The sequence below is a fragment of the Mycolicibacterium austroafricanum genome, from assembly GCF_902705885.1.
GTDB classification, from domain to species: Bacteria; Actinomycetota; Actinomycetes; order Mycobacteriales; family Mycobacteriaceae; genus Mycobacterium; species Mycobacterium vanbaalenii_A.
This window is the reverse complement of the sequence record NZ_CACSIP010000015.1, coordinates 50,546-75,841: the sequence shown is the minus strand read 5'-3', so window position 1 is coordinate 75,841 and position 25,296 is coordinate 50,546. Positions and strand designations below refer to the sequence as shown.

General features: G+C 67.2%; 30 protein-coding genes. 7 read left to right on the top strand and 23 right to left on the bottom strand.

Annotated elements, in window-relative coordinates; genetic code table 11:
- Nucleotides 1-35: 35 nt before the first annotated feature.
- The 3 genes from BEMPMBAN_RS12075 to mmsB are packed head-to-tail and all read left to right on the top strand — an operon-like array spanning nucleotide 36 to nucleotide 3,654.
- Nucleotides 36-1,571 carry a CoA-acylating methylmalonate-semialdehyde dehydrogenase gene (locus BEMPMBAN_RS12075; RefSeq protein ID WP_159230615.1) on the top strand — a complete coding sequence of 512 codons (1,536 nt, stop codon included), beginning with the start codon at nucleotides 36-38 and terminating at the stop codon, nucleotides 1,569-1,571.
- 17 nt (nucleotides 1,572-1,588) lie between these two features.
- Nucleotides 1,589-2,746, top strand: a complete 1,158-nt coding sequence (locus BEMPMBAN_RS12070) for an acyl-CoA dehydrogenase family protein (protein WP_159230653.1) — start codon at nucleotides 1,589-1,591, stop codon at nucleotides 2,744-2,746.
- A gap of 26 nt (nucleotides 2,747-2,772) precedes the next feature.
- A complete protein-coding gene (mmsB, locus tag BEMPMBAN_RS12065) occupies nucleotides 2,773-3,654 on the top strand; it encodes a 3-hydroxyisobutyrate dehydrogenase (protein ID WP_159230614.1) in 882 nt (293 codons plus the stop codon).
- 5 nt (nucleotides 3,655-3,659) lie between these two features.
- Here the strand turns inward: mmsB and BEMPMBAN_RS12060 are convergent, their stop codons facing one another.
- From BEMPMBAN_RS12060 to BEMPMBAN_RS12030, 7 genes are all read right to left on the bottom strand, one after another.
- Nucleotides 3,660-4,943: a hypothetical protein gene (locus BEMPMBAN_RS12060; RefSeq protein ID WP_159230613.1), complete on the bottom strand. Its 1,284-nt coding sequence runs from the start codon at nucleotides 4,941-4,943 to the stop codon at nucleotides 3,660-3,662.
- Between the two features lie 39 nt (nucleotides 4,944-4,982).
- Nucleotides 4,983-5,999 carry an NAD(P)/FAD-dependent oxidoreductase gene (locus BEMPMBAN_RS12055; RefSeq protein WP_159230612.1) on the bottom strand — a complete coding sequence of 339 codons (1,017 nt, stop codon included), beginning with the start codon at nucleotides 5,997-5,999 and terminating at the stop codon, nucleotides 4,983-4,985.
- The gene (locus BEMPMBAN_RS12050; protein ID WP_159230611.1) at nucleotides 5,996-6,505 is read right to left on the bottom strand and encodes an isoprenylcysteine carboxyl methyltransferase family protein; all 510 of its coding nucleotides are present in this window, start codon (nucleotides 6,503-6,505) and stop codon (nucleotides 5,996-5,998) included. Before BEMPMBAN_RS12050 ends, BEMPMBAN_RS12055 begins: the two co-directional genes overlap by 4 nt.
- A 16-nt stretch (nucleotides 6,506-6,521) precedes the next feature.
- Nucleotides 6,522-7,583, bottom strand: a complete 1,062-nt coding sequence (locus tag BEMPMBAN_RS12045) for a type III polyketide synthase (protein WP_159230610.1) — start codon at nucleotides 7,581-7,583, stop codon at nucleotides 6,522-6,524.
- 10 nt (nucleotides 7,584-7,593) lie between these two features.
- Nucleotides 7,594-9,813 carry an MMPL family transporter gene (locus BEMPMBAN_RS12040; RefSeq protein ID WP_159230652.1) on the bottom strand — a complete coding sequence of 740 codons (2,220 nt, stop codon included), beginning with the start codon at nucleotides 9,811-9,813 and terminating at the stop codon, nucleotides 7,594-7,596.
- 165 nt (nucleotides 9,814-9,978) lie between these two features.
- Complete coding sequence (locus BEMPMBAN_RS12035) at nucleotides 9,979-10,542, bottom strand: TetR/AcrR family transcriptional regulator (protein WP_159230609.1); 564 nt, start codon at nucleotides 10,540-10,542, stop codon at nucleotides 9,979-9,981.
- Nucleotides 10,543-10,593: 51 nt separating this feature from the next.
- Nucleotides 10,594-11,400 carry an HAD hydrolase-like protein gene (locus BEMPMBAN_RS12030; protein WP_159230608.1) on the bottom strand — a complete coding sequence of 269 codons (807 nt, stop codon included), beginning with the start codon at nucleotides 11,398-11,400 and terminating at the stop codon, nucleotides 10,594-10,596.
- Nucleotides 11,401-11,459: 59 nt separating this feature from the next.
- On the opposite strand from BEMPMBAN_RS12030, the gene BEMPMBAN_RS12025 reads away from it, so the two are divergent.
- Both BEMPMBAN_RS12025 and BEMPMBAN_RS12020 read left to right on the top strand, forming a co-directional pair.
- Nucleotides 11,460-12,116, top strand: coding sequence for a response regulator (locus BEMPMBAN_RS12025; RefSeq protein ID WP_159230607.1), 657 nt, complete (start codon nucleotides 11,460-11,462; stop codon nucleotides 12,114-12,116).
- The gene (locus tag BEMPMBAN_RS12020; protein WP_159230606.1) at nucleotides 12,113-13,333 is read left to right on the top strand and encodes a GAF domain-containing sensor histidine kinase; all 1,221 of its coding nucleotides are present in this window, start codon (nucleotides 12,113-12,115) and stop codon (nucleotides 13,331-13,333) included. The genes BEMPMBAN_RS12025 and BEMPMBAN_RS12020 overlap by 4 nt, the downstream gene beginning before the upstream one ends.
- Before the next feature lie 84 nt (nucleotides 13,334-13,417).
- Here BEMPMBAN_RS12020 and BEMPMBAN_RS12015 read toward each other — a convergent pair whose 3' ends face one another.
- The 4 genes from BEMPMBAN_RS12015 to secY are packed head-to-tail and all read right to left on the bottom strand — an operon-like array spanning nucleotide 13,418 to nucleotide 16,638.
- The gene (locus tag BEMPMBAN_RS12015; RefSeq protein WP_159230651.1) at nucleotides 13,418-13,927 is read right to left on the bottom strand and encodes a MarR family transcriptional regulator; all 510 of its coding nucleotides are present in this window, start codon (nucleotides 13,925-13,927) and stop codon (nucleotides 13,418-13,420) included.
- 2 nt (nucleotides 13,928-13,929) lie between these two features.
- Nucleotides 13,930-14,730, bottom strand: a complete 801-nt coding sequence (map, locus tag BEMPMBAN_RS12010; protein WP_159230605.1) for a type I methionyl aminopeptidase — start codon at nucleotides 14,728-14,730, stop codon at nucleotides 13,930-13,932.
- Between the two features lie 9 nt (nucleotides 14,731-14,739).
- Nucleotides 14,740-15,285: an adenylate kinase gene (locus tag BEMPMBAN_RS12005; protein WP_159230604.1), complete on the bottom strand. Its 546-nt coding sequence runs from the start codon at nucleotides 15,283-15,285 to the stop codon at nucleotides 14,740-14,742.
- Between the two features lie 15 nt (nucleotides 15,286-15,300).
- Nucleotides 15,301-16,638: a preprotein translocase subunit SecY gene (gene secY, locus BEMPMBAN_RS12000; protein WP_159230650.1), complete on the bottom strand. Its 1,338-nt coding sequence runs from the start codon at nucleotides 16,636-16,638 to the stop codon at nucleotides 15,301-15,303.
- Nucleotides 16,639-16,869: 231 nt separating this feature from the next.
- On the opposite strand from secY, the gene BEMPMBAN_RS11995 reads away from it, so the two are divergent.
- Nucleotides 16,870-17,787 (top strand): class I SAM-dependent methyltransferase, encoded by a 918-nt coding sequence (locus BEMPMBAN_RS11995; protein ID WP_159230603.1) that lies wholly within the window; start codon nucleotides 16,870-16,872, stop codon nucleotides 17,785-17,787.
- A gap of 8 nt (nucleotides 17,788-17,795) precedes the next feature.
- On the top strand, nucleotides 17,796-18,710 hold the full coding sequence (locus tag BEMPMBAN_RS11990) for a class I SAM-dependent methyltransferase (RefSeq protein WP_159230602.1): 915 nt from the start codon (nucleotides 17,796-17,798) through the stop codon (nucleotides 18,708-18,710).
- Here BEMPMBAN_RS11990 and sppA read toward each other — a convergent pair.
- From sppA to rplN, 12 genes are all read right to left on the bottom strand, one after another.
- Nucleotides 18,707-20,485 (bottom strand): signal peptide peptidase SppA, encoded by a 1,779-nt coding sequence (sppA, locus tag BEMPMBAN_RS11985; RefSeq protein WP_159230601.1) that lies wholly within the window; start codon nucleotides 20,483-20,485, stop codon nucleotides 18,707-18,709. The two genes, BEMPMBAN_RS11990 and sppA, sit on opposite strands and share 4 nt — an antisense overlap.
- Nucleotides 20,486-20,516: 31 nt before the next feature.
- A complete protein-coding gene (locus tag BEMPMBAN_RS11980) occupies nucleotides 20,517-20,864 on the bottom strand; it encodes a DUF732 domain-containing protein (protein ID WP_159230600.1) in 348 nt (115 codons plus the stop codon).
- Nucleotides 20,865-20,982: 118 nt separating this feature from the next.
- The gene (rplO, locus tag BEMPMBAN_RS11975; protein WP_159230599.1) at nucleotides 20,983-21,423 is read right to left on the bottom strand and encodes a 50S ribosomal protein L15; all 441 of its coding nucleotides are present in this window, start codon (nucleotides 21,421-21,423) and stop codon (nucleotides 20,983-20,985) included.
- Between the two features lies 1 nt (nucleotide 21,424).
- Nucleotides 21,425-21,604 carry a 50S ribosomal protein L30 gene (gene rpmD / locus BEMPMBAN_RS11970; protein WP_159230598.1) on the bottom strand — a complete coding sequence of 60 codons (180 nt, stop codon included), beginning with the start codon at nucleotides 21,602-21,604 and terminating at the stop codon, nucleotides 21,425-21,427.
- A 5-nt stretch (nucleotides 21,605-21,609) separates the two neighbouring features.
- Nucleotides 21,610-22,302: a 30S ribosomal protein S5 gene (gene rpsE, locus BEMPMBAN_RS11965; RefSeq protein ID WP_200845953.1), complete on the bottom strand. Its 693-nt coding sequence runs from the start codon at nucleotides 22,300-22,302 to the stop codon at nucleotides 21,610-21,612.
- Between the two features lie 35 nt (nucleotides 22,303-22,337).
- Entirely contained in the window at nucleotides 22,338-22,742 is a 405-nt protein-coding gene (gene rplR, locus BEMPMBAN_RS11960) for a 50S ribosomal protein L18 (RefSeq protein ID WP_159230596.1), read from the bottom strand.
- Nucleotides 22,743-22,744: 2 nt separating this feature from the next.
- Nucleotides 22,745-23,284, bottom strand: a complete 540-nt coding sequence (gene rplF / locus BEMPMBAN_RS11955) for a 50S ribosomal protein L6 (RefSeq protein WP_159230595.1) — start codon at nucleotides 23,282-23,284, stop codon at nucleotides 22,745-22,747.
- A 16-nt stretch (nucleotides 23,285-23,300) separates the two neighbouring features.
- Nucleotides 23,301-23,699 (bottom strand): 30S ribosomal protein S8, encoded by a 399-nt coding sequence (rpsH, locus tag BEMPMBAN_RS11950; protein WP_159230594.1) that lies wholly within the window; start codon nucleotides 23,697-23,699, stop codon nucleotides 23,301-23,303.
- Between the two features lie 98 nt (nucleotides 23,700-23,797).
- Nucleotides 23,798-23,983, bottom strand: coding sequence for a type Z 30S ribosomal protein S14 (locus BEMPMBAN_RS11945; protein ID WP_011778599.1), 186 nt, complete (start codon nucleotides 23,981-23,983; stop codon nucleotides 23,798-23,800).
- Nucleotides 23,984-23,987: 4 nt separating this feature from the next.
- Nucleotides 23,988-24,551, bottom strand: coding sequence for a 50S ribosomal protein L5 (gene rplE / locus BEMPMBAN_RS11940; protein ID WP_159230593.1), 564 nt, complete (start codon nucleotides 24,549-24,551; stop codon nucleotides 23,988-23,990).
- A 1-nt stretch (nucleotide 24,552) separates the two neighbouring features.
- Nucleotides 24,553-24,870 carry a 50S ribosomal protein L24 gene (gene rplX, locus BEMPMBAN_RS11935; RefSeq protein WP_159230592.1) on the bottom strand — a complete coding sequence of 106 codons (318 nt, stop codon included), beginning with the start codon at nucleotides 24,868-24,870 and terminating at the stop codon, nucleotides 24,553-24,555.
- The gene (rplN, locus tag BEMPMBAN_RS11930; protein WP_159230591.1) at nucleotides 24,871-25,239 is read right to left on the bottom strand and encodes a 50S ribosomal protein L14; all 369 of its coding nucleotides are present in this window, start codon (nucleotides 25,237-25,239) and stop codon (nucleotides 24,871-24,873) included.
- Between the last annotated feature and the right edge of the window lie 57 nt (nucleotides 25,240-25,296).

The window sequence follows — 25,296 nt, the reverse complement described above, 5'->3', positions numbered from 1 at the left end:
GGATATCCAAGTATCTAGGCGAGAGGAACGCACCAATGACTTCAACGACGGCAGCCACCCGGATCCCCCACTTCATCGAGGGCAAGCGCACCGAACTGCAGTCCAGCCGTACCGCCGATGTGCTCAATCCCAGCACCGGCGAAGTGCAGGCGCAGGTCGTGCTGGCGAGCGCAGCTGACGTCGACACCGCGGTGGCCACGGCCGTGGAAGCGCAGAAGGAGTGGGCCGCCTGGAATCCGCAGCGCCGGGCCCGGGTGATGATGAAGTTCATCGACCTCGTCAACCAGAACGTCGAGGAGCTGGCCGAACTCCTCTCCCTGGAACACGGGAAGACGGTCCCGGACTCCAAGGGCGACATTCAACGCGGCATCGAGGTCATCGAGTTCGCCATCGGCATCCCGCACCTGCTCAAGGGCGAGTTCACCGAGGGAGCCGGCGGCGGCATCGACGTGTACTCCATCCGTCAGCCGCTGGGCGTCGTCGCCGGCATCACGCCGTTCAACTTTCCGGCGATGATCCCGTTGTGGAAGGCCGGCCCGGCGCTGGCGTGCGGGAACGCGTTCATCCTCAAGCCCTCCGAGCGCGACCCGTCGGTGCCGGTCCGCCTTGCCGAGTTGTTCCTCAAGGCCGGCCTGCCTGCCGGAGTCTTCCAGGTCGTCCAAGGCGACAAGGAGGCCGTCGACGCGATCCTGACCCACCCCGACATCCAGGCCGTCGGCTTCGTCGGCTCCTCCGACATCGCGCAGTACATCTATTCCACCGCCGCAGCCCACGGGAAACGCTCCCAGTGCTTCGGCGGCGCCAAGAACCACATGATCGTGATGCCCGACGCGGACCTCGACCAGGCCGTCGATGCGCTGATCGGCGCCGGCTACGGCAGCGCGGGCGAGCGGTGTATGGCTATCAGCGTCGCTGTCCCGGTGGGCGAGGAAACAGCCCAACGACTCCGCAACCGGCTCGTCGAGCGGGTCAAACAGCTACGGGTCGGCCACAGCCTCGACCCCAAGGCCGACTACGGGCCGCTGGTCACGGGGGCGGCGCTGGAACGGGTCCGCGACTACATCGGCCAAGGCGTGGCGGCCGGTGCCGAGCTCGTCGTGGACGGCCGCGAGCGCAGCACCGACGAACTCACCTTCGACGATGCCAGCCTGGAGAAGGGCTTCTTCATCGGGCCCACCCTGTTCGACCATGTCACCCCCGACATGTCGATCTACACCGACGAGATCTTCGGCCCGGTGCTGTGCATCGTCCGCGCCGCCGATTACGAAGACGCGCTGGCGCTCCCCTCTCAGCACGAGTACGGCAACGGGGTGGCGATCTTCACCCGTGACGGCGACGCCGCGCGGGACTTCGTGTCCCGCGTCCAGGTCGGCATGGTGGGCGTCAACGTTCCGATCCCGGTTCCGGTGGCATACCACACCTTCGGCGGCTGGAAGCGCTCCGGCTTCGGCGACCTCAACCAGCACGGCCCGGCGTCGATTCAGTTCTATACCAAGGTCAAAACCGTCACCGAACGCTGGCCGTCGGGCATCAAGGATGGCGCCGAGTTCGTCATCCCCACCATGAAGTAGCCACGGTGGCCTCCGTTTTGTTCGAGTTGGACGACGACGAGCGTGTCATCGTCGACACCGCGGCCGCCTTCGCCGCCAAACACCTTGCGCCCCATGCGCTTGACTGGGACACCGACAAGCACTTCCCCGTCGACGTGCTGTGTGCCTCCGCTGAGCTCGGGATCGCCGCGATCTACTGCTCGGAGGAGGTCGGCGGCAGCGGGCTGCGTCGCCTCGATGCGGCGCGGATCTTCGAAGAACTCGCCGCCGCCGACCCGACGATCGCGTCGTTCATCTCGATCCACAACATGTGCGCCTGGATGGTCGACAGCTACGGCACGCCGGAGCAACGCAAGACCTGGGTGCCCCAGCTCGCCACGATGGAGTCGATCGCCAGCTACTGCCTGACCGAGCCCGGCGCGGGCTCGGACGCCTCAGCGCTACGCACCCGCGCGGTCCGCGACGGATCAGACTGGGTGCTCGACGGGGTCAAGCAGTTCATCTCCGGCGCGGGCGTCTCCGACGTCTATGTGGTGATGGCCCGTACCGGCGCCGAGGGGCCCAGGGGCATCTCCGCGTTCATCGTCGAAAAGGGCACGCCAGGACTCAGTTTCGGTATCAACGAAGCCAAGATGGGCTGGAGCGCACAGCCCACCGCCCAAGTCGTCTTCGACAAGGTCCGGGTGCCCGCCGATGCGTTGCTCGGCGGCCCGGAGGGCGAGGGCACCGGTTTCGGGATCGCGATGAACGGGCTCAACGGCGGCAGAATCAACATCGCCGCGTGCTCGCTCGGTGGCGCGCGGGCTGCCTACGACAAGGCCACGCAGTACCTGTGCGACCGGGAGGCTTTCGGCGGGCCGCTGATCGACGAGCCCACCATCCGGTTCACCCTCGCCGATATGGCCACATCGTTGGAGACCTCGCGAATCATGTTGTGGCGAGCCGCTTCCGCGCTCGACACCGACGCCGCTGACAAAGTGGAGCTGTGCGCGATGGCCAAGCGCTATGTCACCGACGTCTGTTATGAGGTGGCCGACCAGGCTCTGCAGTTGCACGGCGGCTACGGCTACCTCAAGGAGTACGGGCTGGAGAAGATCGTCCGGGATCTGCGGGTGCACCGAATCCTGGAGGGCACCAACGAAATCATGCGCGTGGTGATCGGGCGGGGAATCGCAAGCCGAGCCCGCGCGCTCTAACGGAGGATGTCAAAGATATGCCAACGATGACGACGGTCGCATTTCTGGGGTTGGGCAATATGGGTGGTCCGATGGCCGCCAATCTGGTAGCCGCAGGGCACACCGTGCGGGCCTTCGACCCAGTGAACACGCTGCGTGACGCCGCCGCCGAGAAGGGCGCGGCGGTCTACAGCAGCGGCGCTGAGGCAGTGGCCGACGCCGACGTGGTGATCACCTCGCTGCCCAACGGGGCAGTGGTGAAGTCCTGTTATGCCGAGATCCTGCCCACCGTCCGCAAGGGTGCGCTGCTGATCGACACGTCGACCATCTCGGTCGACGACGCCCGCGAGATCCACCAACAGGCGGTGGCGGCCGGGCTGAACCAGATCGACGCCCCGGTCTCCGGCGGCATCAAGGGCGCGACCGCAGGGACGCTGGCGTTCATGGTCGGTGGTGAGGCGGCCGACGTCGAAAAGGCGCGCCCCACTCTGGACCCGATGGCGGGCAAGGTGATTCACTGCGGCGCACCCGGCGCCGGGCAGGCCGCAAAGCTGTGCAACAACATGGTGCTGGCGGTTCAGCAGATCGCGATAGGCGAGGCTTTTGTGCTCGCCGAGAAGCTCGGTCTGCCCGCGCAGTCGCTGTTCGACGTGATCACCGGGGCCACCGGCAACTGCTGGGCGGTACACACGAACTGCCCGGTGCCGGGTCCGGTTCCTACGTCGCCGGCCAACAACGACTTCAAACCCGGTTTCGCGACGGCGTTGATGAACAAGGATCTCGGTCTGGCGATGGCCGCGGTGGCGTCGACGGGCTCCTCCGCGCCGCTGGGCACCCACGCGGCCGAGATCTACGGGAAGTTCGCCGAGTCCGACAAGATCAACGCCACACTGGACTTCAGCGCCGTCATCGAGTTGTTACGCGGCTGACCCGGTCACTGCAGACCGTCGCCACTGCCACCATCGCTGTCGCCGGTGTCCGCGCCCTCGTCGGCGCGCTCTTTGTCATCGTCATCGGCTGGTTCATCGGCCACCTCCGCAGCGACTTCATCGTCGACCGCCCCGACCGCCCCGACGGCCTCGTCCACCTCGTCCACCTCGACGGCCTCGACGGCCTCGTCGGCCTCGACCACCTCGACGGCCTCGTCGACCTCGTCGGCTTGGGTGGCCTCGACGCCCGTCTCCTCGGTGGCCACGCTCCCGTCGTCCACCGGCTCCGTAGGCTCCGCGTCATCGGTGACCTTCGCCGTGGTCGACGTGGCGGACGTGGACTGGACCTCAGCGGTCCCCAACCCGTCGTCGAAGGGTGAATCCTCCGGACGGGCATCGGTGGCGGGAAGCTCCGGTACCTGCGGCGGATCAACGATCGTCCTCGCCGTTTCGAGCACCAGGTCGAACCCCGCATTGGCGGTCGTCAGAACGGTTTCGCCGAGCGCTGCGCCGAAGTTGAAGACGGCAAGCGCCGGAGCGAGAACAAGGTCCTGCACCGCTCGAAAGAACACCTCGACGACGGGAACCCCAGAGGCGTCACCGAGCTGAGTGAGCAGGGCATTGACTCCCCCGACCAGGTTGTTGAGTTGAAAGCTCACCTCCCCGAGGGCTATCCCCACTACATCGAACCCCGCATCACCGATGGTTTGAATCACGTGCAGCCCATTGCCCACCAGCAGCCGCCCACTGGCGATTCCGGCGTTGAACACCCCGGCATAGCTGTCGAACGACAGCGGATTCTCGACCACATTCGTCACCGCAGTCAGCATGTTCTGCACTGACCCGGTGAGCGCAGCCCACACCAGCTTTGCAACCTGTTCGGTGGTCGTCGTGAGGACCGGATTGATCAAACCCAGGTTCTCGTGCAGTTTTGCGAAAGCGTCGACGGACAGTGTCTTCAGAATCGTCAGTGACGCCGCGGCGGTCGGATCGGCCGTCACGTCGATCAACCCGGAGAACCCGGTGTCAATGAGAGTGACGATCGTCTCGACGACCTTTATCAGACCCTCGCCCGGTAATCCCACCAGCTCCGCTAGCACCGCGATGGCAGCTTCGATGTCGTTGGGGGCGGCAGCGAGTCGCAACCCGGGGACCGAAACATGCTGGATGACAGCCGGGATCGTCGCAGTGTGATGGTTCGCCGGGATCACCAGCGGCGTGAAAGCGACAGCTGCGGCGGCGGTGAACGCCATGCCGGCGTTGAGGGACGAACGGGCCGAGAGCTCCATGAGTCTGATCTCCTTGGGTTGAGTGGTTGTCGGTGCCGGTCAAGCCGCGAGCTGGTTGACCAGGCCGGCGAACACCATGGGAAGTGCCCGTGCGGCGGGCACGATGCGCGAGCGAATGGTCGACACCGACCCGGCTCCCACGAGACCGGCGGTCAGCCATCTGTAGCGGCGGGTCAGTGCGCGCCATTGCCGGTCGTAGTCGTCGGTACGTCCTGCGACAACACATTTCACAAGTTTTTCGGCAGCGCCGAACGCCAGGCCCATGCCCTCCCCCGTCAGGGCGTCGATGTAGCCGGCGGCATCACCGACGAGCAGGACTCGGCCGGCTGCCCGGCTACGCGCCTTCTGCCGCAACGGGCCTGCGGCTCGGTCCTGGCCGTGGGCATGGCCGCGGATCCGGTCCGCCAGGGCGGGAAACGCTCTCAGCTGTTGATCGAACCCACCGCGGGACGATGTGAGGACAGCGATGCCGACGCAGTCCTCGGCCACCGGCGTCACGTACGCCTCGCTCCCCGGGGCCCACCGCACTTCGACGCGGTCGCTCCACGGAGCCATCTGCACGTGACGGCGAATCCCCCACCGTCGCCGATCCTGACAGGGCTGGGACAGGCCGAGCGCGGTGCGGATCGGTGAATGCAGACCGTCCGCGGCCGCAAGGTAGCGGGCCCGCAGTCCACCTGCGAAGACGGATTCGGCGTCCTGGCCGACCGTGCCGATATCGCCGTGTACCGTTCGCACGCCCATCGTCTCGGCCAGGTCCGCCAGTGCGGTGTGCAGCACGGTCCTGCGCACCCCGCGACCTGTGCCCGTCCGAAACGTCGCGTCAGCTCGACCGTCACCGTCGAGGTAGGAGATGCCGCGCAGCGGCATACCGAGCGGCGCCACACCGAGGCGCTCGAGGTGTGCCACGGTGTGCGGCATCATGCCTTCGCCGCAGGCCTTGTCCAGCGTGCCGGGCCGCCGCTCGACAACCACGACTTCGAGCCCGGCCTTGGCCCCGTGGATGGCGGTGGCCAATCCTGCCGGACCGCCGCCGGCGACGAGCAGATCGATCATCGCAACCCCGCGAGCGCAGCGTTCTCGACGTCGATCCGGGTCTTCAGCAGAGCTGCGTTGAGGACGGTGAACAGCAGGGCGGTGAGCCACGCGCTGTGGACCAGCGGAAGCGCGATGCCCTCGACGATCACCGCGACGTAGTTGGGATGCCGGATCAGCCGGTAGGGGCCGCCGGTGATCCGTGTGGCCCCGGGAACGACGATCACCCTGGTGTTCCACTGGCGCCCGAGAGTGGTGATACACCACCACCGCAGCCCCTGTGCCGCCAGCACCAGCACCAGCATGGAGAAACCGAGCATCGGCAGGAACGGCCGGTGCAGCGCGGCCACCTCGAGCAGACAGCCGACGAGCAGGCCGGTGTGCAGCACCACCATCACCGGATAGTGGCCCGCACCTGCCTCGATGCCGCCTCGCATCCGGCTCCATCGGCGATTGCGTTCGGCGACAACAAGTTCGAACAGTCGCTCGGCGGCTACCGCAGCGACCAGGAGGGTGTACCAGACCATGAGGTGATTCGTCCCGTCAGCGCCAGCGCAACAGCACGAGTTCGGAGCAGAACCCCGGCCCCATGGCCATCATGAGGCCCGGTGTGCCCGCAGGTGGACGCTTGGCGATGGTGTCGCGGAGCACGTGCAGCACCGACGCCGACGACAGGTTGCCCACCTCGGCAAGAGAGCGCCACGTCAGTTCCAGTGCATCGTCCGGTAATTCGAGGGTTTCGGTGATCGCCTCGATGACCTTGGGGCCGCCGGGATGGCTCACCCAGGTGTCGATGTCCTCGACGCCGAGTCCGTGGGTGTGCAGGAAGCCCACCACATCCTCACCGAGGTGGCGTTCGACCACCCGGGGCACGTCCGGGGACAGCACGAGTCGAAAGCCGCTCGCGTCGACGTCCCAACCCATCGTGCGCAGCGAGTCGGGATAGAGGTGGCTGCGTGAATCGATGACCTCGGGTCCCGGTACAGATGACATGTGGTCGGCGCGCCGGTCACCGACCATCACGACCGCCGCGGCGCCATCGCCGAACAGGCTGCTGCCCACCACCGTCGCCATCGTCGGTTCCGTCTTGGAAACCAGCGAGCACAGTTCCACCGCGAGCAACACCGCTACCCCGCTGGGGTTGCCGCGCAGGTAGTCGTGCACGCGGGCCACACCCGCCGCACCCGCCACGCAGCCCAACCCGAACATCGGAACGCGCCGAACGTCGGGTCGCAGACCCACTCGGGCGGCGATGCGGGCATCCAACGACGGCACGGCCACCCCGGTGACGGTGGTGGTCATGACCATGTCGACGTCGGCGGCGTCGAGGCCGGCGTCCTCCAGTGCACCGGCCAGCGCAGCGCTGCCGAGTTCTGCCGCGTGTTCGACGAAGACGTCATTGGCCTGGCCGAAGTCGGTGAGGCCGGCGTAGTCGGCAAGCGGCAACACGAAATGCCGCGTGTCCACTCTGGCGCTCTTGTGCAGCGCACGGATGCTGTCCGCATACGCGTGATAACCCGGCATCGCGATCAGCGCTTCGGTCACCTCGGCCTGGGCGTAGCGGTGGGGTGGCACCTCCCCGCGCACAGCTGCAACAACGCTCATGATCTCTCCCTTACTTGTTCAGTACGTCGACGGGCGTGACATCACACGCCGAGGAATCGGCGAGGTGGGCGGGCGCTCGCGGCAGTTCGCCGTCGCGCAGACCGATGCGGTGGTGAATCCGGGTCATCCACGCAGGCGCCCACCAGTTCCACTCGCCGAGCAGATGCATGAAGGCGGGCATCAGGATCAGCCGGACCAGCGTCGCATCCGCGAGCACAGCGAGGGTCAGGCCGAGGCCGAACATCCGCATGAACGACACGTCGGAGGCGATGAGCGCGGCGAAGGAGATCGACATCACCAAAGCTGCCGCGGTGACGACGCGACCGGTGCGCGCGATCCCGAGCGCGACACTCGTGTTGTTGGCTTCCTTTTTCTGCGTTGTCATCCGCGACGCCAGCCAGAACTCGCGGATGCGGGACACGAGGAACACCTCGTAGTCCATCGACAGGCCGAAAGCGATGCAGAACAGCAGCACCGGAATGTTCGCGACCAGTGTCCCGGTGGGCGTGGTGCCCAGACCGCCCAGGTGGCCGTCCTGGAAGATCCAGACCATCGCGCCGAACGCCGCGGTCAGTGAAAGAACGTTGAGTACGAGCGCTTTGAGTGGAATCGCGACGCTGCCGGTGAGCAGGAACAGCAGGACGAACATGATCGCGGCGATGAGCCCCAGCACCACCGGCAGTCGCGATGTGATGGCGGCGACGCTGTCACGGTTGGTCTGCGCGGTGCCGGTGAGCAGGATCTCACGGCCAGCGGGGCCCGCAGTTTCGTGCAGGCGGTTCAGTTGCGCTTCAGAGCTTTCCGAGAACAACGGCGCCGTGCTGGACACGGTGAGGAAACCGCTGTCACCCGCGATGGTGGGCGAGGAGACGGCAGCGACGTCGGGTACCTCGTACAGCCGAGCGCGGTATCCCTCGATGTCGGCCTGAGTCAGGCCCTTGACATCGGGGATGACGACGGTGACCGCGGTCGCGGAGGTGTTGACGAACTCGTCTCGTAACTGGTCGCCGACCTGACGTGCCGAGGCCTCAGCGGGCAACACGCGGTCGTCGGGAAACCCCCAGTTCACTCCCGCGAACGGAGCGCCGAGGAGCAGCAGCAACACCACGACCGCCAGCGCGAACGGCGTGGCCCGCCGCATGACCATTGTTGTCCAGCGGTACAGGGCCTGTTGCTGCACGGGGGGTGTAGACCGAATCGTCCGAAACCGGGAGTGACTCAGTCGGTTTCCGAACAACATGATCGCAGCCGGGGTGACGACCAGAGCGGCCAACGCGGCCAAGCCCACTGTCGCGACTCCCGCGTAGGCGAACGACTTGAGGAAGTGCATCGGGAACAGCACCATCACCGCCATCGACAACGCCACGATGGTGGCCGAGAACACCACGGTGCGGCCGGCAGTCATCATCATCGTGATGACGGCATCCTCCTGGCGAGCGCCTTCGGCCACCTCATCGCGGAACCTGCTGATCAGCAACAGCGTGTAGTCGATCGCCAGTGCAAGACCCAGTGCGGCGCTGAGGTTCAGGGCGAAGATCGACACGTCGGTGACGAGAGTTACCGCGCGCAGTACCGCGAGGGCGCCGAGAATCGCCATCGCTCCGACCGCGACAGGAATCGCCGCTGCCAGGAGTCCGCCGAACACCCACACCAGCACCACGAAGCTCAGTGGGATCGCCAGGGACTCCATCAGCAGCAGGTCGCGCTGGGACTGCTCGGTGATCTGGACGTCGACCATCGCTGAGCCGCCCGCCCGGACGGTGACGCCACCGCGATCGTGCACCAGCTGGTCCGCCAACTCCCTTGCACGCTGCTGCATCTCGGACTCCGGGCCGGTGAGCCCTGCCACGATCAGCCCAGAGCGATCGTCCCGACTCACCAGCTCGGGGGCGACCTGAGGCGTCGCCGACCACGCCGAGACGACGGTGGCCACATACGGGGACCGGGCGAGGGCTTCGGTGATCTCCTCGCCGGCTTGACGCGCGGGATCACTGCGGTACCCCTCCGGCGCGGAGACGATGATCAGCAGCTGTGATTCGCCCTGGCCGAACTCGTCGGTGAGCAGTGCGGCCGCCCTGGCCGATTCCGCTGCGGGGTCTTCGAATCCGCAGGCGCACAGGGATTTCGCCACGGGAATGCCGAACACGCCCGCTGCCACCGTCACCAGGATCGCCAGCAGCAGATACCGCCGCGGCGCGTTGCCGGCCGAGCGCCCCACGCGGGCCAGCACCGAGCGTTCGATTGCTGTCCGGGTCACAACGGCTCCCCTCGGCTGCGCTATGTCAACAGTTGGTGACTTGCTGACCGTAAGCCGCCGCCGGCACCTTGTCAACAGTTGGTGACTTGTGGACTGCGCACACCGCGCTGCCCGCCGGATGGGGGGCCGGCCGCAGGGTCAGCCCGGGATCGGGCCGAGCAGGAGTTGCCGGATGACGGGGCGGGCGATTCGGATCAATTCCTCGTGGCTGAGGTTGGCGACCGCGGGATTGGCGAGCACATAGCGGGTGGTGGCCAAGCCGATCACGAACGCCCCCATCAAACCGGCGCGTTGCCCGGGATGGTCCGGCGTGATGCTGGTGAGGGCGGGCGCCACCTGAGTGGCGAACACGTGCCGGAGCGCATCCGCGGCAGATTCGCTGGTCATCGCCGCCCGCAGCAGGGCGAGGAATGTGGTGTCCTGTTCCCAGACGGCGAAGAAGCGCGACAGCAGAACATCGGCGACGTCGTCGGCGTGGACCGTTCTCAGGTCGGGCAGGTCGATCCTGAATTCCGCCGCCTCGGCGAAGAGCTCCTGTTTACTTCCGAAGTACCGGATGATCAGGGCCGGATCCACACCGACGTCGGCAGCCACCGTACGCAGCGTGGTGCGCTGATAGCCGTCGGCCCCGAAGCGGCGCCGGGCCGCCACGAGAATGTCGGCGCGCGTTTGTGTTGCGTTGCGCGCTCGACTCGTACTCATTCGGTGAAGGATAGGCGGTGCCGGCGCCGGACCCGCTGGTCCGGGACCCGACTACGCAGCCGAGGGCCGCGGGGACTCCTGCCACCTGTCGTGCGCCCGTCGGCAGTCGGCCACCCGCAGCGGCGCGTTCGCCGTGTTGTCGCCGTCGATGAGCACCGTGGGCAGACCGGCGGCCATCGCCATGCGCTGATTCGCCGGCGACCCCGCGAACACGAGCGAATCCTGCGCCGAGACCCCGAGGTCGGCCAGGGCGGCCGAATAGAGGTTCGCGCCCGGCGTGTCGGCAACATCGGCGGCGGTAACGACGGTGCCCACCAGCCCTTCGCCGACCAGTTGGCGCACCAGCGGCTCGACCCAGGTGTGCCGGCCGCGGCTGACGATCGCGATCCCGATGCCTGCCCCGAACGCCTCGGCGATCAGGTCCACCAGACCGGCCGTCGGTGCGATGTCGGCGTCCAGGATCGTCTCATCGAGGATCATCTCCTTCGCTGAACAGATCTCGTCGACCAGCAGCTCGGCCAGCACGTCACACTCGGTGCGCACGCCCCGCTTGCGCAGCTCGGCGGCGACGCGGCGTCGCTCGTCGGGTAGCGCCTGCAGCTGCCGGTACCGCGCGGCCGACCACTCGATGTCCAGCCCGAGTTGGGCGAACGCGGCGTTGAACGCCGCGCGATGGCCCGCGCTGTCGACGTCGGCGAGCGCCTCGAGGTCGAAGACCAGCGCGCGCAGTGGTTGCACTGTGGAATCACTGGGCTGGGGCCAATCCCACCAGAATCGACCGGCTCTCCATGCTTTCTGCGATGTGGGCTGCACGAATGAATGGTGTCCCAGATCACACCTCGGGCGCCTCCCCCACATGGGGGATTCGACGCGCCAAGTTGGGCTGGCCCGGTGGCCACCGGCTCTAAGGTGGGGAAATGCCCTCGCCGGTGCGCATCGTCCTGGTCGACGACCACGAAATGGTCATCGAAGGGCTCAAGGCAATGCTGGCCGCCTTCGACAGCCGCGTCACGGTGGTCGGACAAGCGGTCGGCCCCGACCACGTGGTCAGTGTCGTCGGCGACCTCGACCCCGACATCGTGCTGTGTGACGTGCGGATGCAGGGGTCGAGCGGCCTGGACGTGTGCCGGCAGCTGCGGGAGCGCGACCCGGACCGCAAGGTGGTGATGCTGTCGGTCTACGACGACGAGCAGTACCTGTTCCAGGCGTTCCGGGTCGGGGCCGCCGGCTATCTGCTCAAGAGCATCAGCAGCGAGGAACTGGTTCGTCAGCTGGAGTTCGTGCACAGCGGCGAGACCGCGATCGACCCTGGGATGGCGGCCCGGGCGGTCGACACCGCGGCCCGGCTGCAGCGCGATGAGTTCTGGCCCGGCGCCCGTCAGGGCCTCACTCAGCGGGAAAGCGAGATCCTGTCGTTTGTCGTCAACGGTCTGTCCAACCGCGCCATCGCCACCAAGCTGGTGATCGGCGACGAGACCGTCAAAACCCATCTCAGCTCGATCTACCGCAAGCTCGGCGTCAGTGACCGCACCGGCGCAGTGGCGACCGCGCTACGCGAAGGGATCTACCAGTGACCTCGGCGTCGCGGCCGGTGCTGACGGCCGATCGGGAGCTGGCCCTGCTCCGGGAACTGATCCAGGCTGCGTCCAGTGGGCCCGGCGTCGAACCGTTGGCCGCGGCGGCGGCACGGATCATCACCGCCGCCACCGACAGCGACGTGTGTTTTGTGCACGTTCTCGACGACACCGAGCGGTCGCTGACGCTGGCAGGGGCGACGCCGCCGTTCGACGCCGAGGTCGGCAAGATCCGGCTACCGCTGGGGCAGGGCATCTCGGGGTGGGTGGCCAGCAACCGGGAACCGGTGGTGATCCGCAACGACAAGGAGTCCGACCCGCGGTACCTGCCGTTCCAATCACTACGCGGCCGCGACTTCACGTCGATGGTGTCCGTGCCGATGGAGACAGACCCCGGTGGGCTGGTCGGGGTGCTCAACGTGCACACCGTGGCCCAGCGCCAGTTCGAGGACCGCGATGTCGAGCTGCTGCTGGTCATCGGCCGGCTGATCGCCGGGGCCATGCACCAGGCGCGTCTGCACCGCCAGCTGGTGTCTCGCGAACGCGCGCACGAGAACTTCGTCGAGCAGGTCATCGAGGCCCAGGAGCTCGAGCGGCGGCGGCTGGCCAGCGACATCCACGACGGCATCTCCCAGCGTCTGGTCACACTGTCCTACCGCCTCGACGCGGCCGCCCAGGCCGTCGACGACCGCGTCGCACTGACCGAGCAACTCGACCGCGCGCGCGAGCTGGCCGACCTGACGCTGCAGGAGGCGCGAGCCGCGATCAGCGGGCTCAGGCCACCGGTGCTGGATGATCTCGGGTTGTCGGGCGGGCTCGCGAGCCTGGCGCGTTCGATCCCGCAGGTCCACATAGACCTGAAAATCGACACCGAGCTGGCCGACGAGCGGCTGCCCGACCACATCGAGCTCGCGTTGTACCGCATCGCCCAGGAATGCCTGCAGAACGTCGTCAAACACGCCAGGGCCAGCCGGGCCCGGCTCACCTTCACGATGTCCCGGGGTGATCAGGGTGAGGTCGCCAGGCTCGAGATCGTCGACGACGGAGTCGGTTTCGACACGCTGGAGCATCCGCTGGGAAGCGACGAGATGGGCGGCTACGGGCTACTGTCGATGGCCGAACGGGCCGAGATCGTCGGCGGCAGGCTGAACATCCGGTCGCGGCCCGGCACCGGAACCACCGTCACCGCGACGATCCCTGTGCCGTCCGCTCGTTGAGCTGCGGACTTCCGCGAAATATCATTCCAGGTCGCAAATCCGCCGGGATGACAGCCCGGAATGATATTTCGCGGGCCAGGCCCGCTAGAAGTCGCCCGCGCTGCGGCGCAACGTCTGGATCGACTGCGCCAGCGCCGTCGACTCGACGGGTGACATGCCGATGTCGGCGAACACGTCGTTGTTCAGTGTCACGGTGGCATCCTCGACGGTCGAGCGCCCCAGCTCGGTGATCTGCACCAGCGTGGTGCGGCCATCGGTCGGGTGCGGCACCCGCTGGACCAGTCCGTCCGATTCCAGCCGCCGGATCGCGTGCGTGACGCTGGTGACGTGCACCTGCAGACGGTCGGAGGCTTTGGTGATCGGCAGCGCGCCGGTGCGGCTGAACGCCAGCAATCGCAGCAGCTCGAAGCGGGAGAAGCTCAGATCGTAGGGGCGCAGCGCGGTCTCGACGCGGGCCAGCAAGATCTGGTGTGCACGCATCACCGAGGTCACCGCGACCATGCCGTCGGCGACCTCACCCCAGCCGGAGCGCTCCCAGTTGGCACGCGCCGCGGCGATCGGGTCGCGCTTGGCCGGGGGCGGGTCGGGGGCCACGCTCACCCAGCGGTCAGGATCCGGGGTCCGTCGTCGGTGACGGCAACGGTGTGCTCCCAGTGCGCGGCGCGGGTGCCGTCGGCGGTGACGACGGTCCACTCGTCGGAGAGCACAACGGTCTTGGTCGTGCCCAGCGTCAGCATGGGTTCGATCGCCAGCACCGAACCGGCGGCCAGATACGGCCCGCGTCCCGGCGCGCCCTCGTTGGGCAGGAACGGGTCCATGTGCATGCTGCGTCCGATACCGTGCCCGCCGTAGCCCGCGACGATGCCGAACTTGCGGTCGTAACGCGCCTCTGCGGACCGGGTCCCGAGCTCGATGGCGTGGGAGATGTCGGTCAGGCGGTTCCCCGGCACCATGGCCGCGATGCCGGCCTCCATGGATTCGCGCGTGGCGCGGGACAAGATGTCGTCGGCGGGGATCAGCTGACCCACCCCGAAGGTGAAGGCCGAGTCACCGTGCCAGCCGTCGAGAATGGCACCGCAGTCGATGGACACCAGGTCCCCGGCGGCCAGCGCCTCGGTGGCCGACGGGATGCCGTGTACGACGCGGTCGTTGACCGACGAGCAGATGCTGGCCGGGAAGCCATGGTAGCCCTTGAAGGACGGGATGCCGCCGCCGTCGCGGATCACCGACTCGGCGACCTGGTCGAGGTCGTGGGTGGAGACACCGGGCGCGGCGGCCTGGTGCACCGCACGCAGGGCGGCGGCGACGAGCGCGCCCGCGGCCGCCATCGCGTCCAGTTCACCGGCGGTGCGCTGGGCGACCACTTTGCGGCCACGCAGGCCAGGGAGAGAAACCATGGGTGAGCGTCAGCGCCCGAGGGCCTTCAACGCGCGGCCGAACACCTCGTCGAGGTCGCCGACGGCGTCCACGGTGGTCAGCGTCTCGCTGTAGTAGTCGAGCAGCGGCGCGGTCTCGTCGCGGTACACCTTGAACCGGTTGCGGATGACGTCCTCGGTGTCGTCGGCGCGACCTCGGCCCTTGAGCCGGGAGACGAGTTCGTCCTCGGGCACCCGAAACTCCAGCACGGCATCCAGCGACAGACTGCGCTTCTCGAGCATCCCGTCGAGGGCTTTGGCCTGCTCGACCGATCGCGGGTACCCGTCGAGAATAAATCCAGCGGCCGCGTCCTCGTCGTTGAGCCGGTCGTCGACCAGCGCGTTGGTCAACGTGGCCGGGACCAGGTCGCCGGCGTCGAGGTACTTCTTGGCTTCCAGCCCCAGGTCGGTGCCGTTGCTGATGTTGTACCGGAACAGGTCGCCCGTGGAGATCTGCGGAACCCCGAGCTCGTCGGCCAGCTTCTGCGCCTGCGTACCCTTGCCCGCGCCGGGCGGCCCCAGCAAAACGATTCTCAACTTAAGAACCCTCTCTCACTTCAAAAAACCCTCGTAGTTGCGCTGCATCAGCTGGCTTTCGATCTGTTTCACGGTGTCCAGGCCGACACCCACCATGATCAGCACCGCGGTGCCGCCGAACGGCAGGTTCTGCACTGCGCCGGTGTTGCCGATCTGCAGGAACATGTTCGGGAGGACAGCGATGACACCGAGGTAGACCGAGCCCGGCAGCGTGATCCTGGATAGCACGAACCGCAGATAGTCGGCGGTCGGTTTACCCGGCCGGATGCCCGGGATGAAGCCGCCGTACTTCTTCATCTCGTCGGCGCGTTCGTCGGGGTTGAACGTGATCGACACATAGAAGTACGTGAAGAAGATGATCAGGCCGAAGTAGATCGCGATGTAGACCGGGCTGCTCGGGTCGGTCAGGTACTCGGCGACGAACGTCTGCCACCAGCCGGTGTTCGGGTTGGCGCTGCCGCTGTCGATCAGCTGCGTGATCAGGTGCGGGATGTAGATCAGCGACGAGGCGAAGATGACCGGGATGACGCCTGCCTGGTTGACCTTCAGCGGCAGGTAGGTGGAGGTGCCGCCGTACATCCGCCGGCCCACCATCCGCTTGGCGTACTGGACCGGGATGCGCCGCTGGCCCTGCTCGACGAAGACCACGCCGATGATGATCAGCAGTGCCGCCAGGCAGACGAACGTGAAGACCATGCCGCCGCGGCTGTCCAGGATGCTCTTGCCCTCGCCGGGGATCGCGGAGGCGATGCTGGCGAAGATCAGCAGGGACATGCCGTTGCCGACGCCGCGCTCGGTCGCCAGCTCGCCCATCCACATGACCAGCGCCGCGCCGGCGGTCATCACGATGACCATGACGGCCAGCGTGGTGATGTTCAGGCCCTCGCTCTGGCCCTGGATGATGTCGAGCGAGCAGCCCTGCAGCAGCCCGCCGTTGGCAGCCAGCGCCACGATGCTGGTGGCCTGCAGGATCGCCAGCGCGATCGCCAGGTACCGGGTGTACTGCGTCATCTTGGTCTGGCCGGCCTGGCCTTCCTTGCGCAACTGCTCGAAGCGCGGGATGACGACGGTCAGCAGCTGGACGATGATGCTGGCGGTGATGTAGGGCATGATGCCCACCGCGAACACCGACAGCTGCAGCAGGGCACCGCCGGAGAACAAGTTGATCAGCGAGTAGATCTGCCCCGACTCACCGCCGCTGACCTGGGCGATGCACTGCTGGACGTTCGGGTAGTTGACACCGGGGGACGGTATCGAGGCGCCCACGCGGTAGAGAACGACGATGCCCAGGGTGAACAGGATCTTTCGTCTCAGGTCCGGTGTTCTGAGCGAAGAGATGAAAGCCGAGAGCACTCTTTCCTCCTGCACGGCCTGATGATCGCGGCGTGCTCATGTGGCTGGCGTGACCAGCGTTCGGTTAAGTCGTGCGCGCGACGGCACGAGCAGGCATACGGCCTGCGCAAGTCACGCGTTCAAACAGTCTACGAGACTAACAGGAGCATGTTGCCCCACCCGAATCCGCTCGCGGTCGGCGTACAGTCGACGGTGGTTCATTATTACACCTAATTAGTTGGGGAGCAGACGATGCCACGCACCGACGGTGACACCTGGGACCTCGCCTCCAGCGTCGGCGCCACCGCGACGATGGTCGCGGCTGCCCGCGCCGTCGCCAGTCGGGCCCGCAACCCGGTGATCGACGACCCTTACGCCGCCCCCCTGGTGCTGGCGGTCGGCGTCGACTTCTTCACCAAGCTGGCCACCGGGGAGCTGTCGCCTGAGGATCTCCACAGCAACGACTCCCCCGTCGGCATTCGCCGGTTCGCCGACGGAATGGCCGCCCGAACCCGCTTCTTCGACGACTTCTTCGCCGACGCCACCACAACGGGGATCCGCCAGGCCGTCATCCTGGCCTCCGGCCTGGACGCCCGGGCCTACCGGCTGAACTGGCCGCAGGACATGGTGGTCTTCGAGATCGACCAGGCCGAGGTGATCGAGTTCAAGACCACGACATTGGCAGGTCTCGGCGCCACACCGAGTGCGGAGCTGCGGCCGGTCGGGGTCGATCTGCGTCACGACTGGCCCGCCGCGCTCGCCGACGCCGGCTTCGACGCGGCCAAGCCGACGGCGTGGATCGCCGAGGGGTTGTTCGGATACCTCCCGCCCGACGCCCAGGACCGGCTGCTCGACCGGATCACCGAACTCAGCGCCGAGGGCAGCCGACTGGCCGCCGAAGGCGTGCCCCCGCACCGCGCCGAGGACGACGAGCAGGTCCGCAACCGCATGCAGAGCAACTCAGGGCGGTGGCGCGACCACGGGTTCGACATCGACTTCTCGGAGTTGGTGTTCCTCGGCGACCGCGCAGAGGTCGCCGACTACCTGCAGGGTCACGGTTGGCGCACCACCTCGGCGCCCGCCAACGACCTGCTCGTCAGGTACGGGATGGCACCGCTCGACGACGACGAGGGCTTCGCCGAGATCCGCTACATCACCGCGGTCAGGTAGGACGGACGATGACCCGCAGCGACGGCGACACCTGGGATCTTGCCTCCAGCGTCGGCGCCACGGCGACGATGGTCGCCGCCGGGCGGGCGATCGCGTCCGCCGATCCGCGCGGGCTGATCGACGATCCGTTCGCCGCTCCCCTGGTCCGGGCGGTGGGTCTGCACTTCTTCACCAGCATGCTCGACGGCGAGCTCGACCTGTCGCAGATCCCGGGCAGCTCACCCGAACGCATGCAGAAGATGATCGACGCGATGGCGGTGCGCACCAGGTTCTTCGACGACTACCTGACCGCGGCGACCGCCGATGGGGTGCGCCAGGTGGTCATCCTGGCTTCCGGGCTCGACGCACGGGCCTACCGGTTGCCGTGGCCGGACGGCACCGTGGTCTACGAGATCGACCAACCCGACGTGATCGCCTTCAAGTCACAGACGTTGGCCGACCTCGGCGCCGAACCGACCGCGACACGGCGGACGGTGTCGATCGATCTGCGTGACGATTGGCCGACTGCGTTGCAGGACGCGGGATTCGACGCATCACAACCGACCGCCTGGCTCGCCGAGGGGTTGCTCATCTACCTGCCTCCCGAAGCCCAGGACCGGTTGTTCGACCTGATCACCGGCCTGTCTGCGGCGGGCAGCACGGTCGGCACCGAGTACGCGCCGGGCATCCTGGATTTTGATGCCGAGAAGGCCCGCGAGATGACGGCGCCGCTGGCCGACCACGGTCTCGAGATCGACATGGCCTCGCTGGTGTACGCAGGCCGACGCAGCCACGTGATGGAATACCTGCGCGAAAGCGGTTGGCAGGTAACCGGTTCACCGCGCGACGAGTTGTTGCGACACTTCGGACTCGCCGTGCCGACCACCGAGGACGACGACGTTCTCGGCGAGATCGTCTACGTCAGCGCGCGGCTGGCGACTTAGAACCGCCAGCCGCCGAGCCACAGTGCGTTGGTGCCGCTCAGCGAGCGTTGGGTGCCGTCGACCGCCCCGGCCACCGACGCCACCAGCAGCGCCCCGACCGCGTCGGGCAGCGACGCCGCGGCGGGCTGCGAGGAGGGCTTGGGCCGCAACATGTCCCGCAACGAAGAACCCGGCAGGTTCATGACGGTCACCTTCTCGTCGGGGTCCACCCCGGCGAGGACCTTGGCACGGCGGATCGCGGTGCGCAGGCCGCCGAGCTCGTCGACCAGACCGCGCTCGGCCGCGTCGGCTCCGGTCCACACCCGGCCCCTGGCCACCCCTTCGACCTCCTCGACGGTCAGGTCCCGGCCGTCGGCCACCCGCTGCACGAAGTCGGTGTAGAACAGGTCCGCCTCGGCCACCACCTGTGCGTGCTGTTCGTCGGTGAACGGTGCGTCGACCGACCAGGCATCGGCGTTGGCGTTGGTGCGCACGCTGTCGGACCCGACCCCGAGGCGCCCCTTGAGCTCACGGGCGACGAGCTTGCCGGTGACCACACCGATGGAACCGGTGAGGGTGCCGGGGTTGGCGACGATCTTGTCCGCGGCCATCGAGACGTAGTAGCCCCCGGAAGCGGCGACCGCCCCCATCGACGCCACCACGGGCTTCCCGGCGGCCCGGGCACGGACGACTTCCCGCCACACGGTCTCCGACCCGGTCACCGAACCACCGGGGCTGTCCACCCGCAGCACGATCGCCGAGACGTCCTCATCGGCCACCGCTTCGCGCAGCGCGGCGGCGATGGTGTCGCCACCGGCGCTGGGCGAGCCCAACGGAGACATCTGCCGGCCCCGCCCGCTGACGATGGGACCGGCCAACGTGACGACCGCGATCGTCGGCCGCCCCTTGAGGCCCGGCAGCGACACCGACGGCCCCTTGGACTTCGCGTAGCGCGCCAGAAACAGCCTCGGTGGCGCATCGTCACCTTCGGCATCGGACGCGGCATCGGATCCCGCGTCGCCCCCACCGAGCTGCGCGATCCGCGCATAGGCCTCGTCGCGGAACCCGATGCGGTCGACCAGCCCCCCGGTCACCGCAGCGTCGCGCAGCAGTGGCGCCTTGTCGGCCAGTGCGTCCAGCGCGGCGGTCTCGATACCCCGCGAGGCCGCCACCGCCTCCCACACCTGTGCGTGCAGGCTCTCGACCAGGCGGCTGTCCGCCTCCCGGTGCGAGTCGGTGTAGCCGTCCTGGGTGAAAACGTTTGCCGCCGACTTGTATTCGCCACGGGCGACGAACTGCGCCTCGACGCCGGCCTTGGCCAGGGCGTCGCGCAGGAACAGTGCGCTGGTGGCGAACCCGACCAGCCCGACGGTGCCCGAGGGCTGCATCCACACCTCGCCGAAAGCCGATGCCAGGTAGTAGGACAACGTGCCCGGGTAGGTCTCGGCCCAGGCGACCGACGGCTTGCGGGCGGTGAACGCCACGATCGCCTCGCGCAGTTCCTGAACCGGTCCGGGTGAGGCCGCCGGGATCTGGATCCGGGCGATCAGGCCGGCGACCCGCGGGTCTTCGGCAGCGCGATGGATGGCCTCGACGGTCTCCCGCAGCAGCAGCGGCCTGCCGGAGGCATTGATCAGCATCAGCGGGTCGAATCCGCCGGTCTCCTGGGGCACCGACTGCAGATCGAGTTCGAGGATGCAGCCGTCCGGCACACCGTGGTGGCGGGCGGTGTCGACCTTGCGGGCCAGCGCCCGCACGTCGTCGAGCCCAGGTACGTCGGTCAGGAAGGAGAACATGGATCGAGCCTACCGACGCGGCGTCGCTCCCCTAACGTCCGATGAACCGCGCGTACTGCGGGCAGTAGATGCCGACCGAGGCCCGCATCAGACCAACCGCCTGGTCACGGTTGATTCCGCTGTCCTGCAGCGTGGTCACGACACCGCGCACCGCCGGCACCGGGTTCACACTGGTCACCACCTGGGACGCGAACATCCCGCACACCTGCTTGCCCACCGCCGGGAGGTCGGTGTCGGGTGCCACCTGGATGCCCAGGGTGTTCACCGCCTGGGTGAACCGTTCATCGGGGGTGTCGGCATGGGCGGGGGCTGCGGCGACGAACAGGGAGAATCCTGCGGCGACCATCGCTGCGGCGACGGCACGTCGGTCACTGATCATTGGGGGTTCTCCTCGATGGGTGTACGCAGAGTCTAATCGCGCCGGACGCGCGACGCGTTACGGCGGCTGATGCAAAGAACCCCCGCCGAAGCGGGGGTTCTCTGTAGGAGCAGTGCGATCAGAGTTCGGTGGCGGTTCCACCCGCGGCGGTGATCTTCTCGCGGGCAGTCGCGCTGAACTTGTTGGCGGTGACGTCGACCTTGACGGCCAGCTTGCCGTCGCCGAGAACCTTCACCAACGTGTTCTTGCGCACCGCGCCGGCCGCCACCAACTCGGCGACACCGACGGTGCCACCGTTGGGGAACAGCTTGCTGATGTCGGCGACGTTGACGACGTCGTACTCGGTGCGGAAGCGGTTCTTGAAGCCCTTGAGCTTCGGCAGCCGCATGTGGATCGGCATCTGGCCACCTTCGAACGTCGCGGGGACGTTCTTACGCGCCTTGGTGCCCTTGGTGCCGCGGCCGGCGGTCTTGCCCTTGGAACCTTCGCCGCGACCCACGCGGGTCTTGGCGGTCTTCGAGCCCGGTGCGGGCCGCAGATCGTGCAATTTGATCGTCATCTCAGACCTCCTCAACCGTCACCAGGTGGTGGACGGTCTTGATCAGTCCACGGGTCTGGGAGTTGTCCTCCCGGACCACGGACTGGCGGATCTTGCGCAGACCGAGCGTCCGAAGGGACTCCCGCTGCTTCCAGCGCGCACCGATGGTGCTGCGCACCTGGGTGATCTTGAGTTCAGCCATGGTGGTTATGCCGTTCCTTCACGCGCTGCGCTGGCGGCCAGGGCGTCCGCCTCACGGCGGGCCTTGAGCATCCTCGCGGGCGCTACATCTTCGATCGGCAGGCCGCGGCGAGCCGCGACCTCTTCGGGACGCTGCAGCAGCTTCAGCGCGGCGACGGTGGCGTGCACGACGTTGATCGCGTTGTCACTGCCCAGCGACTTGGCCAGGATGTCGTGCACCCCGGCGCATTCCAGTACGGCACGCGCGGCGCCACCGGCGATGACACCGGTACCCGGGCTGGCCGGGCGGAGCATGACCACCCCGGCTGCCGCCTCTCCCTGAACGGGATGTGTGACAGTGCCGCCGATCAACGGAACGCGGAAAAAGCCCTTACGGGCCTCTTCGACACCCTTGGCGATCGCGGCGGGAACTTCCTTGGCCTTGCCGTATCCGACACCGACCATGCCGGCGCCGTCGCCGACGATCACCAGCGCGGTGAAGCTGAACCGGCGGCCGCCCTTGACCACCTTGGACACGCGGTTGATCGCGACGACGCGCTCGATGTAGTTGCTCTTGTCACCGCCGTCGCGGCCACGGCCGCCACCACGGTCATCGCGGCGGCCGCCACTGCGGCCTCCACGGTCGTCGGAGCGCGCTCCTCTGCCGTCGCGGCCTCCTGTGCTCGAGGGCCCGCCGGCTCCAACAGCCTGCTCGGCCATCATGCATTCCTTCCGTTTTTATTGGGAATCGTCATCTAGAACTTCAACCCGCCTTCGCGCGCGGCATCGGCCAGCGCCGCGATCCGTCCGCCGTAGGTGTACCCACCGCGGTCGAAGACGACCTCCTCGATGCCCGCGGCCTTGGCGCGCTCGGCGATGAGCTGCCCGACCCGAGTGCTGTGAGCCTTCTTGTCCCCGTCGACGGCCCGCACGTCGGCTTCGATCGACGACGCCGCGGCCAGCGTGACGCCTTCGGAGTCGTCGACCAACTGAACGTGGATGTGCCGCGCCGAACGGTTGACCACCAGGCGGGGCCGCTGCGCGGTGCCGGAGACCTTCTTGCGCAACCGTGCATGCCGCCGCAGCCGCGACCTGCGCCGCGCCTCGGAGATGTTCTGTCCCACCGGCTTGCGCACGGTTTCTTTGGTGTTGGTAGCCATGTCTACTTACCCGTCTTTCCGACCTTGCGACGGATCTGCTCACCCTCGTAGCGAACGCCCTTGCCCTTGTACGGGTCGGGACGGCGCAGGCGGCGGATGTTCGCCGAGATCTGTCCGACCTTCTGCTTGTCGATCCCCGAGATCGAGAATTTGGTGGGCGTCTCGACCGCGAAGGTGATGCCCTCGGGAGCCTCGATCACGACCGGGTGGCTGTAACCCAGCGCGAACTCCAGGGTGTTGCCCTTGGCCACCACGCGGTAGCCGACGCCGAAGATCTCCATCTTGGTGGTGTAGCCCTCGGTGACACCGGTGACCAGGTTGGCCACCAGGGTCCGGGACAGCCCGTGCAACGAGCGATTGCGCCGCTCGTCGTCGGGACGGGTGACCACGACCGCGCCGTCGTCGTCGCGGGACACCGTGATCGGCTCTGCGACAGCGAGTTCCAGCGTGCCCTTGGGGCCCTTGACGGACACCTTCTGACCATCGATGGTCACGTCCACTCCGGTGGGAATCGCAACCGGCTGCTTTCCAATACGTGACATTGCCTGTTCCTCCCCGCTACCAGACGTACGCGAGGACTTCGCCGCCCACGCCTTGTCGTGATGCCTGGCGGTCGGTGAGCAACCCCGACGACGTGGAGATGATCGCCACGCCGAGGCCACCCAGCACCCGCGGCAGATTGGTGGATTTTGCATACACACGCAGGCCGGGCTTGGAGACCCGGCGCAGGCCGGCGATGCTGCGTTCCCGGCTCGGGCCGTACTTCAGTTGCACCACAAGCGCCTTGCCCACGCGGGCATCCTCGGTGTGGAAGTCGGTGATGTAACCCTCTGCCTTGAGGATCTCGGCGATGTTGGCCTTGATCTTGCTGTGCGGCAGGGTCACTTCGTCGTGGTACGCCGAATTGGCGTTGCGCAGACGTGTGAGGAAGTCTGCGATCGGGTCCGTCATGGTCATGACAGCCGGTTCACCTTTCTCGCGGCGGTTCCTCCGAGAAGATTTCGGGAGGCCTACCGCAACCTGTTATTGGAGTTGAAGTTTGGGGGTCGACTGTCTTACCAGCTGGACTTCTGCACACCGGGCAGTTCGCCGGCGTGCGCCATCTCGCGAAGGCAGATCCGGCACAGGCCGAACTTGCGGAACACCGCGTGCGGACGGCCGCACCTGTTGCAGCGCGTGTAGCCACGCACCTTGAACTTGGGCTTCTTGTTGGCCTTGTTGACCAGAGCCTTCTTTGCCATCTGCTCAGTTCTCCTTGAACGGAAAGCCCAGCGCCCGCAGCAGCGCTCGTCCTTCGTCGTCGGTCGTCGCCGAGGTGACGACGGTGATGTCCATGCCACGGGGCCGGTCGATGTCGTCGATGTTGATCTCGTGGAACATCGACTGCTCGTTCAGCCCGAAGGTGTAGTTGCCGGTGCCGTCGAACTGCTTGGGGTTCAGGCCACGGAAGTCGCGGATACGGGGCAGCGCGATCGAGGTCAACCGGTCGAGGAACTCCCACATCCGGTCGCCGCGCAGCGTGACCCGGGCGCCGATCGGCATGCCTTCACGCAGCTTGAACTGCGCGATCGACTTGCGGGCCTTGCGGACCTCGGGCTTCTGCCCGGTGATCAGGGCGAGGTCGTTGACCGCGCCGTTGATCAGCTTGGCGTCACGGGCGGCGTCGCCGACACCCATGTTCACCACGACCTTGACCACGCCGGGGATCTGCATGACGTTGGCGTAGCCGAATTCCTTCTGCAGCGACTCGCGGATCTCCTCGCGGTAGCGCTGCTTGAGGCGCGGCAGGGCCTTCTCAGTTGTGGTCATTTCACAGATCCTTGCCATTGCTCTTGGCGATCCGGACGTTCTTGCCGGTCTCGTCATCCTTGCGGTAGCCGACGCGGGACGGCTTTCCGTCGGAATCGATCACCATCACGTTGCTCACCGAGATCGGCGCTTCCTGGGTGACGATGCCGCCGGAGGACGCACCGCGTTCCGTGCGTGATTCGGGGGTGTGCTTCTTGATCCGGTTGACGCCCTCGACGAGCACCTTGTCGCGGGTCGGGTAAGCCACCAGGACCTTGCCCTTGGCACCCTTGTCCTTGCCCGAGATCACGAGCACCGTGTCGCCCTTGCGGACCTTCATCTACAACACCTCCGGGGCGAGCGAGACGATCTTCATGAAGCGCTTCTCGCGCAATTCGCGACCGACCGGCCCGAAGATGCGGGTACCGCGCGGGTCGTTGTCGGGCTTGATGATGACGGCGGCGTTCTCGTCGAACCGGATGTAGCTGCCGTCGGCGCGACGGCGCTCCTTGACGGTGCGCACGATCACGGCCTTGACGACGTCGCCGCGCTTGACGTTGCCGCCGGGGATTGCGTCCTTCACGGTCGCGACGATGACATCACCGATGCCGGCGTAGCGCCGCCCCGATCCGCCGAGCACGCGGATGCACAAGATCTCCTTGGCGCCCGTGTTGTCGGCGACCTTGAGACGCGATTCCTGCTGAATCACTCGATCTCCTTGACCTGGTTATTCTGTATGCACGCAGGATTACCGACCCTGACGTAC